Origin of the sequence: Anabaena catenula FACHB-362 (assembly GCF_014698735.1) — a bacterium.
GTDB classification, from domain to species: Bacteria; Cyanobacteriota; Cyanobacteriia; order Cyanobacteriales; family Nostocaceae; genus Anabaena; species Anabaena variabilis_A.
This window is the reverse complement of sequence record NZ_JACJTQ010000001.1, coordinates 134,328-150,303: the sequence shown is the minus strand read 5'-3', so window position 1 is coordinate 150,303 and position 15,976 is coordinate 134,328. Positions and strand designations below refer to the sequence as shown.

15 protein-coding genes are annotated in these 15,976 nt (G+C 39.9%); 12 read left to right on the top strand and 3 right to left on the bottom strand.

What is annotated here, in order from left to right; genetic code table 11:
* Positions 1-106: 106 nt before the first annotated feature.
* Both rplY and H6G68_RS00705 read right to left on the bottom strand, forming a co-directional pair.
* Entirely contained in the window at positions 107-403 is a 297-nt protein-coding gene (gene rplY / locus H6G68_RS00710; RefSeq protein WP_190904902.1) for a 50S ribosomal protein L25, read from the bottom strand.
* Positions 404-467: 64 nt separating this feature from the next.
* Positions 468-1,811: an adenylosuccinate synthase gene (locus tag H6G68_RS00705; protein ID WP_127056435.1), complete on the bottom strand. Its 1,344-nt coding sequence runs from the start codon at positions 1,809-1,811 to the stop codon at positions 468-470.
* A 102-nt stretch (positions 1,812-1,913) separates the two neighbouring features.
* Here H6G68_RS00705 and H6G68_RS00700 point away from each other — a divergent pair, with 102 nt between their 5' ends.
* The 10 genes from H6G68_RS00700 to H6G68_RS00665 all read left to right on the top strand — a co-directional run bounded on the left by H6G68_RS00700 (position 1,914) and on the right by H6G68_RS00665 (position 12,237).
* Positions 1,914-4,328 (top strand): MASE1 domain-containing protein, encoded by a 2,415-nt coding sequence (locus H6G68_RS00700; RefSeq protein ID WP_190904901.1) that lies wholly within the window; start codon positions 1,914-1,916, stop codon positions 4,326-4,328.
* A gap of 17 nt (positions 4,329-4,345) precedes the next feature.
* Positions 4,346-5,326, top strand: coding sequence for an ABC transporter substrate-binding protein (locus H6G68_RS00695; RefSeq protein WP_190904900.1), 981 nt, complete (start codon positions 4,346-4,348; stop codon positions 5,324-5,326).
* 9 nt (positions 5,327-5,335) lie between these two features.
* Positions 5,336-5,794, top strand: a complete 459-nt coding sequence (locus tag H6G68_RS27005) for a hypothetical protein (RefSeq protein ID WP_242045090.1) — start codon at positions 5,336-5,338, stop codon at positions 5,792-5,794.
* Entirely contained in the window at positions 5,698-7,134 is a 1,437-nt protein-coding gene (locus tag H6G68_RS00690; RefSeq protein ID WP_242045089.1) for a diguanylate cyclase domain-containing protein, read from the top strand. The genes H6G68_RS27005 and H6G68_RS00690 overlap by 97 nt, the downstream gene beginning before the upstream one ends.
* Positions 7,135-7,215: 81 nt before the next feature.
* Complete coding sequence (locus H6G68_RS27000) at positions 7,216-7,407, top strand: hypothetical protein (protein ID WP_242045088.1); 192 nt, start codon at positions 7,216-7,218, stop codon at positions 7,405-7,407.
* A gap of 163 nt (positions 7,408-7,570) precedes the next feature.
* The gene (locus tag H6G68_RS26995; RefSeq protein WP_242045087.1) at positions 7,571-7,747 is read left to right on the top strand and encodes a hypothetical protein; all 177 of its coding nucleotides are present in this window, start codon (positions 7,571-7,573) and stop codon (positions 7,745-7,747) included.
* Positions 7,737-9,140: a diguanylate cyclase domain-containing protein gene (locus tag H6G68_RS00680; RefSeq protein WP_190904899.1), complete on the top strand. Its 1,404-nt coding sequence runs from the start codon at positions 7,737-7,739 to the stop codon at positions 9,138-9,140. Before H6G68_RS26995 ends, H6G68_RS00680 begins: the two co-directional genes overlap by 11 nt.
* Positions 9,141-9,411: 271 nt before the next feature.
* Positions 9,412-10,455 carry an adenosine deaminase gene (locus H6G68_RS00675; protein WP_190904898.1) on the top strand — a complete coding sequence of 348 codons (1,044 nt, stop codon included), beginning with the start codon at positions 9,412-9,414 and terminating at the stop codon, positions 10,453-10,455.
* 492 nt (positions 10,456-10,947) lie between these two features.
* Entirely contained in the window at positions 10,948-11,682 is a 735-nt protein-coding gene (locus tag H6G68_RS00670; protein WP_190904897.1) for a Crp/Fnr family transcriptional regulator, read from the top strand.
* 132 nt (positions 11,683-11,814) lie between these two features.
* Positions 11,815-12,237, top strand: a complete 423-nt coding sequence (locus H6G68_RS00665; RefSeq protein ID WP_190904896.1) for a response regulator — start codon at positions 11,815-11,817, stop codon at positions 12,235-12,237.
* A gap of 482 nt (positions 12,238-12,719) precedes the next feature.
* On the opposite strand, the gene H6G68_RS00660 is transcribed toward H6G68_RS00665, so the two are convergent.
* Complete coding sequence (locus H6G68_RS00660; RefSeq protein ID WP_190904895.1) at positions 12,720-13,049, bottom strand: rhodanese-like domain-containing protein; 330 nt, start codon at positions 13,047-13,049, stop codon at positions 12,720-12,722.
* A gap of 197 nt (positions 13,050-13,246) precedes the next feature.
* Between H6G68_RS00660 and mutL the strand changes: the two genes are divergently transcribed.
* Both mutL and H6G68_RS00650 read left to right on the top strand, forming a co-directional pair.
* Positions 13,247-14,917 carry a DNA mismatch repair endonuclease MutL gene (gene mutL, locus H6G68_RS00655; RefSeq protein WP_190904894.1) on the top strand — a complete coding sequence of 557 codons (1,671 nt, stop codon included), beginning with the start codon at positions 13,247-13,249 and terminating at the stop codon, positions 14,915-14,917.
* 638 nt (positions 14,918-15,555) lie between these two features.
* On the top strand, positions 15,556-15,816 hold the full coding sequence (locus tag H6G68_RS00650) for a hypothetical protein (protein ID WP_190904893.1): 261 nt from the start codon (positions 15,556-15,558) through the stop codon (positions 15,814-15,816).
* Positions 15,817-15,976 lie beyond the last annotated feature (160 nt).

The following is a 15,976-nucleotide window of genomic DNA, read 5'->3' as shown; positions in this document are numbered from 1 at the left end:
CTCAGATATTAACGCGCTTAACAAAAAAAACCAGGATTAAACCCCTGGTTTTAACAGTAATTATTACAAACTTCAAGTGATATTAAATAAAAAATTTACACTTGTTTTAGTTTTTAGCAGCAAAAAAACTTATGTGGTAGGTTGTACCTTTAGCGGGGTGAATCTGAACTTCACGAAGCACGGTTTTACCACTCCACTCAAGTTCAGGAATATCAAGTTGAATTTCTGTCTTGTTAGGAATAGCTTGTTTGAGCAGGCGTTCAACGACTTTAGCATTAACTACTAGAGAAATTGATTCAGCACCTTTGTGACCGTACAAATTTGCAGGTATTAACCCTGAACGGCGCAAAGCGTTTGGCTTGCTACCTTCTGGGCGCTTTTGAGATTCGACTGTAATTGCCATAGTAATTGTGAGTTGTGAGTTGTGAGTTGTGAGTTATCAGTTGACCAATAACTAATGACTAGCGCTATGCACTCAGTAGAGAGACAGGTGTACCATCTGGCTGTAACAGACCGCGTTTTGGTCCGTGGATGGGGTCTTCTACAATTATGGTTTGATCTCGACTTGCTCCCAAGGAGACAATCGCAATCGGGACTTCCATTAATTCGGCTAAGAATTTCAGATAGTCCAGTGCTTGCTGTGGTAAATCTTCCAGCTTACGACAGTGACTTGTTGACACTTGCCATCCTGGTAAGGTTTTGTAGATGGGACGACAACGGGCGAATTGACGGGCGTTAGTGGGGAAGTGTTCGCAACGTTCACCATCAATCTCATAAGCTACACAAACATTGATTTCCTCTAGTTCATCGAGAACATCAAGTTTAGTAATTGCTATACAATCCATACCGTTAATGCGGACTGCATAGCGACCAATGACAGCATCAAACCAACCACAGCGACGTTTACGCCCCGTTGTTGTGCCGAATTCTGCACCGCGATCGCACAACAATTCCCCAATTTTGCCATCTAGTTCCGTTGGGAAGGGACCTTCTCCTACTCTTGTAGTGTAGGCTTTCGATACCCCAATCACCCGATCTATCATTGTCGGGCCTAGTCCACTGCCAACGCAAGCCCCCCCAGCAACTGGGTTTGAGGATGTGACGTAGGGATAAGTTCCGTGATCTAGGTCAAGCAATGTACCTTGTGCGCCTTCAAACAAAATATTCCGTCGTCGTAAAACCGCATCGTATATTTTCAACGATGTATCGACGACGAAAGGACGCAAGCGTTCTGCATAACCTAAATACTCCTCAATCACCACTTGCGGATCTAAGGGCGGCAGATTATACAGCTTTTCTAAAATGACGTTTTTATAATTAATCGTCCACTCTAACTGGTCACGTAGTTCATCTGGGTTCATCAAATCTAAAACCCTGATACCTATCCGCTCAGATTTGTCAGCGTAGGTGGGGCCAATTCCTCTACCAGTCGTGCCGATTTTATGAGTTCCTCGTCGTTCTTCCGATGCCTGGTCAATCAACCTATGGTAAGGCATGGTAACGTGAGCCGTCTGAGATATGAGCAGATTAGCAGTGGAAATATTGAGTTTTTCTAGTTGTTCGAGTTCTTTTATCAAAACCTGTGGATCTATGACTGTCCCACAGCCGATAATACACTCAGTATCTGGATACAAAATACCAGAGGGAATTAAGTGCAGCTTAAATGTCTGACCTTGGACTACGATTGTGTGTCCAGCGTTAACTCCCCCTTGGTAACGTACCACCACATCTGCGGAGCGGCTTAGTAAGTCAGTTATTTTACCTTTTCCTTCATCGCCCCACTGGGCACCTATGACAATGACGTTAGCCAAGAGATTATATTAAAGGGTAAAGTTTCCACAAATTACAATTATTAACAGATTCCTGATGTTTTGTCAAGAAAGCAAAATCTATTTCCCTGTTCCCTATTCTTTATGAAAAAAATCCGAATTTTTGATCGCCTCGGCGTTGACTACCAAAATCCCCGTTGGTGGTTTGATGTATTAATTATTGCTATGAGCTACTATGTTGTCTCTTGGCTGGTATTGAAAAAAATGTCTGTTCCTGCTTTTGGTACTCCTGTTTGGCCAGCTACAGGTTTTGCTATTGGCTTTTTGTTGCTGTGGGGGCGATCGCGTTGGTTTGGAGTCTTTTTAGGAGCAATGTTAGCTAATTCTATTGGCATTAAAACTATAGTTTTAGCTTTTATTGGCGGTATTGGTACTACTATTGGCTCACTAATTTCTGTAACGCTAATACTGCGATTAACTCGAACCAATTATCCTCTTAATCAAGTTAAAAATGTAGTCATTTTCTCTCTTTGTAGTTTGTTTACTGGCACTATTTTTCAAGCTTTATTAGGCGCAATTACAGTTTGTTTAGGTGGTTATGAACCTTGGCATAAATATTTAGAAATTTCCTTGGGTTGGTGGGTTGGTGATGCTATAGGAATTTTAGTATTTGCTCCACCTGTTTTAACTTTAGCTAAGAAAATACCTAATTTTAAAGTTAAATCTTGGCTCAACTGGGAAATACTCGCAACAGTAATTACTTTATCAATAGTTAGCTATTTTACTTTTATTCAACCAACCCCATTAGAGTACTTACTATTACCGCCTTTATTTTGGTCGGCTTTTCGCTTTGGTGGTAAAGTTACTACTGTATTAGTGGCAATTATATCTACCTTAGCTGCTGTTGCCACGGGTTATCGCTTAGGAGTGTTTTATGACGCAGCTTTGAAAAGTAATTCAATTTTGTTATTACAATTGTTTATGGGTGTAATATCTGTGACTACTATGGTTATGTTAGCTATTGTCACAGAAAACAATCAATATAGGTTAAATCTGAAAACAGTTAATACAGAATTAGAACAAAGAGTTTTTGAACGCACTAGAGATTTACAAGAGAGTGAAGCTAAAGCACAGGAACTAGCGACCAAAGCCGAAGCAGCGAACCAGGCCAAAAGCGCGTTTATTGCCAATATGAGTCATGAATTGCGATCGCCCCTCAATGCAGTTATTGGGTTTTCGCAATTGATGTTACGGGCTAATAATCTCCCTCCTGACCAGTATGAAAATGCCGGGATTATTTATCGTAGTGGTGACTACTTACTAACACTCATTAATCATGTTCTTGATTTATCGAAAATCGAAGCCGGTAAAACAACTCTAAATATACATGATTTTAACTTCTATCGCTTGCTGGATGATTTAGAAGATATGTTGCATTTGCGGGCTAGTGATGCCGGCTTAGAACTGATATTCGAGCGTAGTCAAAACGTCCCCAATCATATCTGCACCGATGAAGTAAAACTCCGGCAAGTTTTAATTAATTTACTGAGCAATGCAATCAAATTTACTCCCACTGGATCAATTATTCTGAGTGTGGAAAAGGGGGATGAAGGAACAGAGGATGTTTTTAGCCTCCATTTCTGTCTTCGAGATACTGGTGTGGGTATTGCATCTGCGGAACTGCCAAAATTATTTGATGCTTTTATTCAAGCACAAGCTGGAAGAGAAATGCAGGAAGGAACTGGTTTAGGTTTAGCAATTAGTCGTAAATTTGTGCTGTTGATGGGAGGGGATATTACCGTTGAAAGTGAATTAGGAAAAGGAACAACTTTTCAATTCTATATTCAGGCGAAATTGGGTCAAGAAACAATCAGCAATAGTACAGAAGGGCGGCAGCGTGTGTTGGCGCTTGCTCCTGGCCAGCCTACTTACAAAATTCTTACAGTGGATGATAAGCCTATTAATCGACAGCTTTTATTTAAACTTCTGAGTCCTTTGGGATTTGAGATCAAAGAAGCTAGTAACGGACAAGAAGCCATAACTATTTGGGATGCATGGGAACCGCATTTAATTTGGATGGACATGAGAATGCCTGTCATGGATGGTTATGAGGCTACAAAATATATCAAATCCACAACAAAAGGTAATGCTACGGCGGTGATAGCTTTAACAGCGAGTGTTTTAGAAGAAGAGAAAGCCATAGTTCTTTCTGCTGGTTGTGATGACTTTCTCCGCAAACCCTTTGCCGAACACACAATTTTTGATGCACTGGCTAAACATTTGGGTGTTAAATATATATTTGCTGAAACTCATTCTGCAAATTTGGAACATATAGAAGAAAAATCTTTAACATCTGATAGTCTAACTTGTATGGAGCAAGAATGGATTAATCAATTATATGAAGCAGCTTTAGAAGCCAATACAAATTTGGTTATGGAATTAATAAAAGAAATTCCTAAAACAGAAACTTTCCTAATTCAATCTTTAACAAAACTTGCCCGACAATTTGAGTTTGAGAAATTAGTTGATTTAGCTGAACCTTTGATCAGTAATAATTAGAAAATATTAAGTTTGCTATGTTTAAAATACTCAGACACGTTGGTATTTTTATAATTACCACCTGCTTGCTATTTGCTTGTCATGCTTCAACACCAACCCAATTAAAACGCCCTCCCTTGAAAGTAGAATTTGCATCTTTTGTTGGCGAGTATCCGGGCATCATTGCTCAAGAAAAAGGATTCTTCAAAGCCCAAGGGGTAGATGTGGAACTAATTCATAAACAATACAACCAATTGGAAATAGCAAATTTCAGTGCGGGTAAATATGATGGGATTACATCGTCCTTGGGCAGTTTTATCATCTTGAGCGCCACAAATCCTGATATACAAGGCGTGATGGTTGTAGATGAATCAACAGGAGCAGATGTGGTAGTTGCCCAATCACAAATTAAAACTGTCGCTGATTTAAAAGGGAAAAAGCTGGGTGCAAATCTAGGCGGTTTTAGCGAAGTTTTTGTGACGGAGATGTTGAAAACTGCCAACTTAACCAGCGATGATGTGAAGTTGGTTAAATCAGAAGCTTTAGAAATTCCTCAACGTCTGAAAAATAATGTTATTCAAGCCGGACACACTTGGCAACCCCATCTTTCTGAAGCTATTAAATTAGGGGGAGATATTTTATTTACCAGCAAACAAACCCCTGGCTTGATTTTAGATCTGATTGTCTTTCGCGGTGAGATAATCCGCGATCGCCCGGAAGACGTTCGTGGATTTGTGCGAGGATGGCTGGAAGCCTCGACTTACTGGAGGGCAAATGTTCAGGAAGGAAACGCGATCATTAGCAAGGCCTTAAAAATTCCTAGCAATACAATTTCTCTGGACGGAGTAAACCTAACTGATTTAGGTGAAAATCAAAAATTATTTCAATCTAGCAACCCTAACTCCATCTACAAAACTGCCAAGATATATGCAGACTTTTTTATTCGCTCTGGAAATGTGACGCGCATTCCTGAGCTAAAAAGTTTGTTCAATTCTTCGTTTTTGAACTCTCCCTCCTAATTTAAAGCTATGGGCATCCGTACAAAGTTGATCGCGTCGTTTCTCGTTGTTGCTTTGGTTCCATTGCTGCTATTGGCATTTATCAACAAACAGACAACTGAAAAGGCACTAACTGACAACGCCAAACAAGCCCTATCTGCGGCGGCTAACGAAACCGCTAACAGAATAGATGCCTTTATTGATGTAAATCTCGATTCTGTCCGCGTAGAGGCGATTTTACCAGGTTTGTCACGCTACCTCAGCCTCACTCCAAAACAGCGAGATGATAGCCCCGAAATGGAATTGGCGACAGAAACATTAATCCGTCTCAGTCGCAAAGATATGCTCAATGTTTTCTCCTATGCTTTGCTCGACTTAAACGGTAAAATGTATTGGATACACGTACAGCGAACATTGGCAAAGATGAATCAGTTCAAGATTATTTTAAAGAACCCCTGCAAACTGGGTTATCTTTTGTTTCTAGTATGAAGCGATGCCTACGGCGGGCTACGCCTACGGCGACAATTCCTGACCTGATTACCGTATTTTTTAGTAGTCCGGTTCGCAATGCCAAGGGAGATATATTGGGTGTTTTGCGTGTTTCATACAATGCTACTGTTGTGCAGCAATTAGTAACTCGACAAACTGAACAGGCTGGGGCAAAATCTTTTGCTATTCTTTTAGATGAAAATAATATTTATCTGGCACATAGCACTGCACCACAACTAATTTCTAAATCAATTGTGCCTCTGCCTACCGATGTTGTAACTCAACTGCAACGGGAAGGACGTTTGCCTAATTCTCCTGTTAAAGAATTGGCAACTAATGAGTCAAAACTTAAACAAGCATTGGATCATAAACAGTCGTATGTAATTTCATCTTTAGAAGCAGCCGGTGATCAGGTTAATCTGATTGCGATCGCTTATTTGCAATATAAACCTTGGTCTGTTTTGTTCGCCCAGCCCCTGGCTGTTGCCTTAGCACCTGTAGAAAAGCAAATTCGTGACGTAATGTTTCTATTTTCATTGATCGCCTCAGTAGTGACAATCATCGCTTTTGCTATTGGGCAACTAGTAACAAAGCAAATAATTTACCTTAATAATATAGTTTCCCATTTTACCGCAGGTAACTTAGATATCCGCGTCAAAATCAACTCAAAAGACGAAATAGGTCAACTGGCAAAATCGTTTAATAATATGGCATTGCAGTTACAGACCTCTTTTGAAACTTTGGAACATCGAATCCAAGAAAGCACCCAAGAGCTAGTTATTGCCAATCAGAAATTGGAGTTGTTGGCAAATGTGGATGGGTTAACCCAGATTGCTAATCGCCGCTGTTTTGATAACTATCTAGCTTTAGAACATACACGGCATCAACGGGAACAAAATCCCCTGGCACTGATCATGATTGATATCGATTACTTTAAGGTTTATAACGATAGTTATGGACATCAAGGTGGCGATGAATGTTTGATTAAAGTAGCACAGGAAATTGCCAAAGTTACTCAACGCCCGACTGATTTAGTTGCCCGCTACGGTGGTGAAGAGTTTGCCGTAATTTTGAGCAATACCGATATCAAAGGGGCGCTTAAGGTTGCCAAGACGATCCAAACGGCGATCGCTTCTTTGCAGATTCCCCATCAGAATTCTCAAGTGAGTAATTACATCACCCTGAGTATGGGGGTTGCCAGTCTGGTTCCTACCTTAGAACAAAATTTAGAAGCTCTGATTTCCTATGCTGATCAAGCCTTGTATGTAGCTAAAGAGCAGGGACGCAATCGAGCGATCGCTCATAAAAATTATACAAATACAGGCAGCTTTTCGATTTAGGATTAACTTCTAAAAGTATCGGCTCAATAATCCATGATTAGCGATAGCTTCGCTCGCCGCAGGCATCGCAATTTGGGATGAATGGGAACCGCATTTAATCTGAATGGACATGATAATGTCCATCATGGACGGTTACGAAGCTACCAAGTACATCAATCTATTACAAAAGGCAATGCTACCGCTGTAATTGCCGTTACAGCGAGTGTATTAGAAGAAGAAAAAGCGATAGCTCCTACGAAACGCCGAAGGCATCGTTCTCTCAGCAGGTTGTGATGACTTGACGCGTAAACCCTTTACTGAAAATACAATTTTTGACGCTTTAACTAAACATCTGGGTGTAAGCTATATCTTTACCCAAACAAGATCACTTATATTAGAAAATTCAGCAGAAAGCGCTTTTAAATCCCAAAATTTGACCTGTATGTCTGGAGAATGGATGACTCAGCTATACGAAGCTGCTCTTGAGGCCAATACTAACCTGGTCTTGCAACTAGTAGGAGAAATTCCAGAAACTGAAAATCGCCTAGCACAAGCCGTGGCGAAACTTGCGCGTCAATTTGAATTTGAGCAGCTTGTTGACTTAGCCGAACCCCTAATAACCAATGAATCTTGATTCTCAACCGGAAAACAAAGGTAACATTCTCCTGGTAGATGATATTCCAGAGAACTTACAATTACTAAGCGATTTACTGGTTAAACTTGGCTACACTGTTCGCAGCGTCACCAGTGGGCGAATGGCTCTAAAAACGGTGAAGGTGAAACGACCAGATGTGATCCTGTTAGATATCAAAATGCCAGAAATGGATGGCTATCAAGTCTGTCAAGCTTTTAAAGCTGATGAGAATTTATGCAATATTCCCGTTATTTTTATTAGTGCTTTAGATGATGTTTTCGATAAAGTCACCGCCTTTAAGTCAGGTGGTATAGACTACATCACAAAACCTTTTCAAATTGAAGAAGTAGTAGCGCGTCTCGAAAATCAGTTAACCATTCAACGTCAACAACGCCTTTTAGAACAAGAAGTTGCTAACCGTAGGGAAACAGAAGAGGTACTTTATCAGTCCAGAGCTTTGTTGTCTAGCGTTTTGAATAGTTCACTTGATGGTATTGCTGCACTGCAAGCTGTCCGCGACCCCGCAACCGGGGATATTGAGGATTTTCGTTGCTTAGTCGTCAACCCGGTAATCGCCAGAGCCTTTGACCGTAGCCGTGAGGAGATGATCGGCAAGTTGGTGCTAAAAAAATTCGTGCATCGTCTTGACCCAGAACTCTTTGAGCGCTTTGTTGCGGTCGTCGAGATGGGTGAACCTCTAGAACAGGATTTTTACTACCCATCAGGACAGTCTTATTGGTTCCACTTTGTGGCGGTAAAGTTAGGTGATGGTTTTGCTATTACCATACGTGATATCACTGCACGGAAACAAACTGAACTGGCTTTGCAAGATGCAAATCATCAACTTGAATTACTGGCAAATTTGGATGCTTTGACTCAGGTGGCTAATCGTCGCTGTTTCAATAATCGTCTCAAAGATGAATGGCAGCAACTAGCCCAAGAACAGCAGCCACTTTCCCTGATTTTACTGGATATTGATGCCTTCAAACGCTATAACGACTACTACGGTCATTTGGCTGGTGATGATTGTCTCTTCAAAATCTCTCAAACATTGTATCAATTTATTCGTCGTCAAGATATAAATCGTCCTACTGATTTGGTGGCGCGTTACGGTGGGGAAGAATTCACTGTACTGCTCCCGAATACGGATTTAGAAGGAGCGATTAAGGTAGCAGCTAGAATTCAACAAGCAATTCATGATCTGGCGATTCCTCATGAACAGTCTAATGTCAAAGATATCGTCACAGTTAGTCTGGGAATTGCTTCTCTTATACCAAAGTTGGAAGTTAAACCAGATACAATCATTGCTTATGCAGATCAAGCTTTGTATGACGCTAAACAACAAGGGCGCGATCGCTATTGTACATACGCCTACCCTTCTGTGCAGCGATAATGACCAATACTATAGCATAAGTCAGGAGTCAGGAGTCAGGAGTCAGGAGTCAGGAGTCAGGAGTCAGGAGTCAGGAGTCAGGAGTCAGGAGTCAGGAGTCAGGAGTCAGGAGTCAGGAGTCAGGAGTAAAACCCTCTTGTAGTGGGAGTTTCATTATCAATTGATGTCCTAACCACCCTGTCCACGGCTATAATAATCCTTCTTCAGAGATAGATTTTTTTTATTAGCGTTTTTGTTAAGATTAATAAAATTTTTACAAAAAAAGACCACTATGGCTTTATACGCAGAATTGCATCGGCATCTAGGTGGTTCAGTTGTACCTCGTGTATTATGGCGATATTTTCAGCGCCATTCTACTGAGTTAATTTCTCGCTTTACTGAATATTCAGAATTTGAAGATTTTTATACCCGTCCCCGTAACACCCTAGATGAATATCTGGAATTACACACCTTAGTTGAAAGTGTGCAAACGGTGGAAACTTTACCTTACTTTATCTACCGCTTGCTGCGGGGTGCTTATATATTTGAAAATTTGGCTTATCTGGAATTGCGTTACACTCCCTATTTGCGGACTCCTGAGCATTTAAGTCAAGCTGAAAGAATTGACAAAATGACGGAAATTGTGAATATTGTGGGCAAATCCAGCCATTTACCAGAATATCCCATTGTCACCAGCCAAATTCTCTGTATGCACTCACGATTACCTTATGAAGTCAATAAGGCAATTGTTGACTTAGCAGCGCAAAATCCAAATTATGTCTGTGCGGTAGATATTGCGGGGGGCGATAGTTACTATGCTGAACGCATGGCAGAATGGATTAGTTTATATAATTATGCCCAAACTCTAGGCGTAAAAACCACAGGACATCTTTACGAAACTACCGCAGGTTGCTATCCAGAACTTTTACCCTATTTAATGCGAATTGGTCACGGTATCCAAATTCCCCTACTTTACCCAGAATTACTTAAAGATGTAGCTAAACGGGGACAGTGTTTGGAAGTTTGTCCTACCACCTACCTGAAAACAGGAACTTTACAGGATATCCGTCAACTCAAATTAGTTTTTGACCGTTGTTTTGAAGTTGGTGTAGATATTGCCATATGTACGGATAACGCTGGTTTGCACAATGTGCGACTACCGTTTGAGTATGAAAATCTCTTGACTTACGACATTATCAATTTTGCACAGTTAAAAGCTTGTCAAGATGCGGCTTTCCGTCATGCGTTTGCTTGGCCTTATACTCAACGTCCTGCATCTTTATTAAATGGTTTGTTGAAACCTGAACCAGATCAGGTTTTGGCAATGCAAGACTAAAGAAAGAATGTTGCCGCTTTTGACTATCCCCTACTTGAATGCGGGGGATTTTTTTTGAGCATATTAACGGTTTTTGCCTGTTTTACCCGTTACAAGTGACATTGTAGTCAATGTTATTATTTATATATGCCAAACCTGATTAATTCGTAAAAGTAAAATTGTCTATTTATTGCCTCAAAAGCAGGAAGTTAGCATTAATAAAAACATAATTAATGATGTAAACGAATCTATCAATATAACGACTAGATAAAAATAAGTTTTTTGGACATTACAGCTATATTTTTGTCTAAAAAAACCTATCCTTTCGGTAATTCTCAAGTCATTAGTTAGATCATTTATAATAAAGATAGGTAATATAGTGGTGTGAAAGGTTTCCGTTAAAAAGATCACTTTAGAGAATACATCTTTTGACATTAGGGCTAAATGCGGATTTTCTCTCTTTATGCCTGGGGTTGCCTTTTCTAAAGACAGCTAAATATAAGGAGAATTATCATGTTATTAGATAATAATTCCCTAAGGTCAAATAATAAACTGCTTGCTGCTTTGCCTAAATCTGATTTTGAGCATCTTGCTCCACATTTAGAACTTGTATCGCTCACATCTGGGCAAAGTATTTACGAGGCAGAAGAACCAATCAAATACGTCTATTTTCCTGGTACAGCAGTTATTTCCCTACTCTGCACAATGGACAACGGCTCATCAGTAGAAGTTGGTTTAGTGAGTAAAGAAGGTATGGTAGGTATACCCGTTATTTTGGGAGATGACATCACAAATATAACTGCAATTGTCCAAGTTCCAGGTAATGCGTTGCGAATTGATGCAGATACACTTAAAACCGAATTTGATCGAGGAGTAGCGATTCAAGACTTGCTACTGCGCTATGTAAAAACTGTCTACATTGAAATTACACAATGCGCTGCTTGTAACCGATTACATACGTTAGAAGAGCGACTTTCTCGGTGGTTATTGACAGTTTCTGACCGTCTAAATTCAAATGAATTTCCTCTTACTCAAGAATTTATCTCTCATATGTTGGGTGTACGTCGGTCTGGTGTTACAGTGGCAGCGAGTACTCTCAGTAAAGCAGGAATGATTAATTACCATCGAGGTAATATTAAGATTATCAATCGAGAAGCTTTAGAAGCGAGTTCCTGTGAGTGTTATAAAGTCATCAGAAATGAATATGCACGCTTACTAGACAATTCACCTCAACATAATTGCTATTGAATCTTTTGGGCTTCTATGTACGAAACCGGACAGACAGCCAATATTCATTGTGCATAGCATAAAAGAGGATATGCTTTTTAATTCCTTTATTTTTACCAATCAAACTGTTAAAAATAAAAGCAGGTAAGATTCATGTATAGCCAATCTATCCATCTTAATAACTTACGATTACTGATTGTCGATGATGATAGTGATACCAGACAAATACTGACTTTATTATTTGAATTGGAAGGTGCAGAGATTATGTCTGCTGCTTCTGCACATGAGGCTATAGAAATAATATCTAATTTTAAACCTGACATCTTAATCACCGACATCTCTCTCCCAGATGAAGATGGCTATTCGTTGCTACCAAAAGTTAGAAATTTGCAAGCATTGAAAGGGAGATGGTTTCCGGCTATTGCTATGACGGGCTGGGCTTCAGCAGCAGATCAAGAATATTCATTAAAAGCAGGTTTTCAGAAGCACCTATGCAAGCCTATTAATTTAGATGAGTTACTTTTTGCTGTTGCGAGTGTGGTTAACTCGAACCAGTGTGTTATGGCACCGTGCTGAGGATTGTCAAATATAAATCCAATAGCATAATTCGTAATTCGTAATTATTAACCCACTGATAAATCTCAGGGCTAAAAATAAAGATAATAAGCCTTTTTGCTTTTCCATAACGAAAGTTAGAGGCTTATACCTGTAATTACGAATTACGAATTATATTGATATCTCTAGGTTAAGTAGAGATTTATATCAATTCACTTAATTAAAGCTATAGCAGGAGTCAGGAGTCAGGAGTCAGGAGTCAGGAGTCAGGAGTAAAACCCTCTTGTAGTGAGAGTTTCATTATCAATTGATGTCCTAACCACCCTGTCCACGGCTATACAAATGAATCTCCCCTTGAAGAAGACACGGGGACACGGAGAAAGAGGGACACGGGGACAGGGGGACACGGGGATAATCTCTCCGCGTCACCGCGTCTCCCCCTCTCCGCGTCCTCTTCGGTCACCGCGTCTGTCCATTTGTATCCACCTTAAAGTGAAACGGTATTACACTCCTTCTGTCGCGCCACCAATTGTTTTCCAGGCGGTAAGGCCACCTTGAATTTCAGAAACATCAGTGAAGCCAGCACCGCGCAAGATTTGGGCTGCATGGGCTGCATGGGCATCATGTTCGCCATAAACGTAGATTTGGCGTTCTTTGTGCAGAGCAGATTTAGCACGGGATTCCAAGTCATCTAAGGGAATTGAGATAGCCCCAGTGATATGGCCGTGATTGTAAGTGTAGCGATCGCGCACATCAACAATTGTAAACGCAGGTTGACCCCATTCAAGAAGGGACTTCAGATCCTGAACATCAGCGACTAAACTACTACTCATAAGTTTTTTCCGCTTATCACCTCATCTGCAATTTATCAAAGATCCTCTTATAATCAGGTTTTCTTTACAATTAATCAAAAATTCTGTTGAGATGTTAAATAAAACAACACATCTGTCAGAAGCCAGTAGTCGGAATATTGTAGGCTAATGTTCTGCACGTTCGCTCAATTTTTAATTTTTAATTTTTGATTCCGGCTATGGCATCTACTATTCAAGCTTTACCAACAGAAGTTGTATATTTAATTACGGCTGGAGAGGTAATTGACTCTTTATCTGCTGTAGTGCGGGAATTGGTAGAAAATTCCCTAGATGCTGGTGCAACCCGCATTGTAGTTTCTCTATGGCCGCAACATTGGCGAGTCCGCGTAGCTGATAATGGTTGTGGAATGAATCTTGATGACTTGCAACAAGCCGCAGCAGCCCATAGCACCAGTAAAATTCGTTCTAGTGCGGATTTATGGAAAATTACCAGTTTAGGGTTTCGTGGTGAGGCTTTACACAGCTTAACAACCTTGGCAGATTTAGAAATTTTCAGTCGTCCCGTGGGTGGAAATGAGGGATACCAGGTTGTTTATAACGAAGGTGGAGAAGTAGTCAAACTAGAAATAGCCCCAATAGCCCCTGGAACAGTCGTCACCGTCTCTAATTTGTTCGCTAACTGCCCCGCCCGTCGTCAAGGTTTACCCACCCCTGCACAGCAAATGAAGGCAGTACAAGGGATAATTCAACAAATTGCCCTTTGTCATCCTCAAGTCACTTACCAAGTTTGGCAAAATGACCGAGAATTGTTCACTATCTGTCCAGCTGCAACTGTAGAACAACTAATCCCGCAAATTCTGCCCCAAGTGCGACAAAGTGATTTGCATTTTTGTCAGTTAGAATTACCAAACTTGGACAAATCAGTCATAAATTTAGTCATAGGTTTACCAGATAGGTGTCATCGTCATCGTCCTGATTGGGTAAAAGTAGCAATCAATGGCAGGATGATTAAATCACCGGAATTAGAGCAAGCGATTTTATCAGCATTTCACAAAACATTACCGCGCGATCGCTATCCCATTTGTTTTTTACATCTTGCCATTTCTCCTGACCAAATCAATTGGAATCGCAACCCTGCCAAAACTGAAATTTATCTCAACGAACTAAATTTTTGGCAAGAACAAATTACCCAAGCTATTAACCAAGCACTGCGGATTTCTGAAGTTAATATTAAAGAATCTGTTCAAACAACACGAGTCAGTAAATTACTCAAAGTTGCAGAAACAAAAGGTGGTTATAATTTTCAACCTCAAAATCGAAATCAAAATCAAGAGCAAGATCATACTCAGAACTATTTAAAAGCTGTTGCCCAAGTAAGCAATACTTATATTATTGCTGAACATTCAGGAGGAATCTGGTTAGTAGAACAGCACATTGCCCATGAGCGAGTTTTGTATGAGCAACTTTGTGATAATTGGCAACTTGTCGCTGTAGAAACACCAATTATTCTTTATCAATTATCACCAGCGCAAGTTTCCCAACTGCAAAATATTAATTTAGATATTGAACCATTTGGTGAAAAACTTTGGGCAGTTCGCAACATTCCCGCAATGTTACAACAACGTGAAGACTGTGCCGAAGCACTTTTAGAACTGAGTTGGGGAGGAGATTTACAAACAGCCCAAGTTGCTGTTGCTTGTCGCAGTGCAATTCGTAATGGTACACCAATGAATTTACCAGAAATGCAGAAATTATTAGATGATTGGCAACGCACACGCAACCCCCGCACCTGTCCACATGGTAGACCGATTTATTTATCTTTGGAAGAATCTTCTTTAGCTCGGTTTTTCCGTCGTAATTGGGTAATTGGCAAAAGTCATGGAATTTGATACAGCAGAATTCAGGAGTCAGGAGTCAGGAGTAAAACTGGCTTGCTGTCTAGGTTTCAATTTTGATTCTGTACCTCATTGATCTGCTATATTAACGTAAGTTGCTAGTATCTCAGATTCTCTAATCCTTCGGGTTTGCTGACAATGCTATTTTTAATACAGCTTTTTTTAAGTATTAAAATGAACAAATAAATAATACTTATTGAGATTACGAAATATGTCATTCTTCATGGGTTTTTGTTAAAAGAATAACTTTCGCAATACAAATATCACTTAAATAATAAAAAATTACCTGAATGAGTATAAAGCCGAAAAGCCTTACTAAACAACATTTCCAACGTTTTCAATCAGATTTGGTCAACTTATTTGTGATGAACTGGCTTATTGATAAATCTGCTCACACGAGTTTGAGCAAAACTAGATATTTGCGTTAGATATGTCAGGAAATCATGATTTCATTGTCAATAACTCGGAACAGATTGATCATCTCTTAATTACTACCTAATTCAATTTTGATAATTCGGAGGTAATCAAAAAAAAATGACTCTACTATACAAACAAGGCAAGCAATTAGTTGAACAATCATAAATCGGTTCTCAACTAACGTAATGCTCCAGGTGTATTTAGGAGAAAAAGTGATGTTATACTCCGAAAAAATCAAAAATCAAGAATTATTGACCGAACTTAGTGTTGAAGCATCTGCTAACATTAAAGGTGGTCAAGAGGCTCAAAATGGCCAAACCAGTGAAAACGGTGACAAGGGTGAAACTAGTCAAACTACGTTTAATCAAACCAAATATCTCCAAGCATTAGGTCTTGCTTATCTCGCTCCTCCAGGAACTAATGAAATAACCGATAAAGAAGCGTTGTTCGCTCAATACCAAGGCTGGAAAAAATAGCCAGAGTGTATTTAGTTAATCATCTGAAAGTCTGGCTTTTCGCATGAATATTCAACTACTAATAATGAATTTAGATTTTCATCTAATTCTGTTCACATAAGTACCAACATAGTAAAGCTGATTTCTGATTGCAGGAATCAGCTTTATTCTCCTGAAAAAG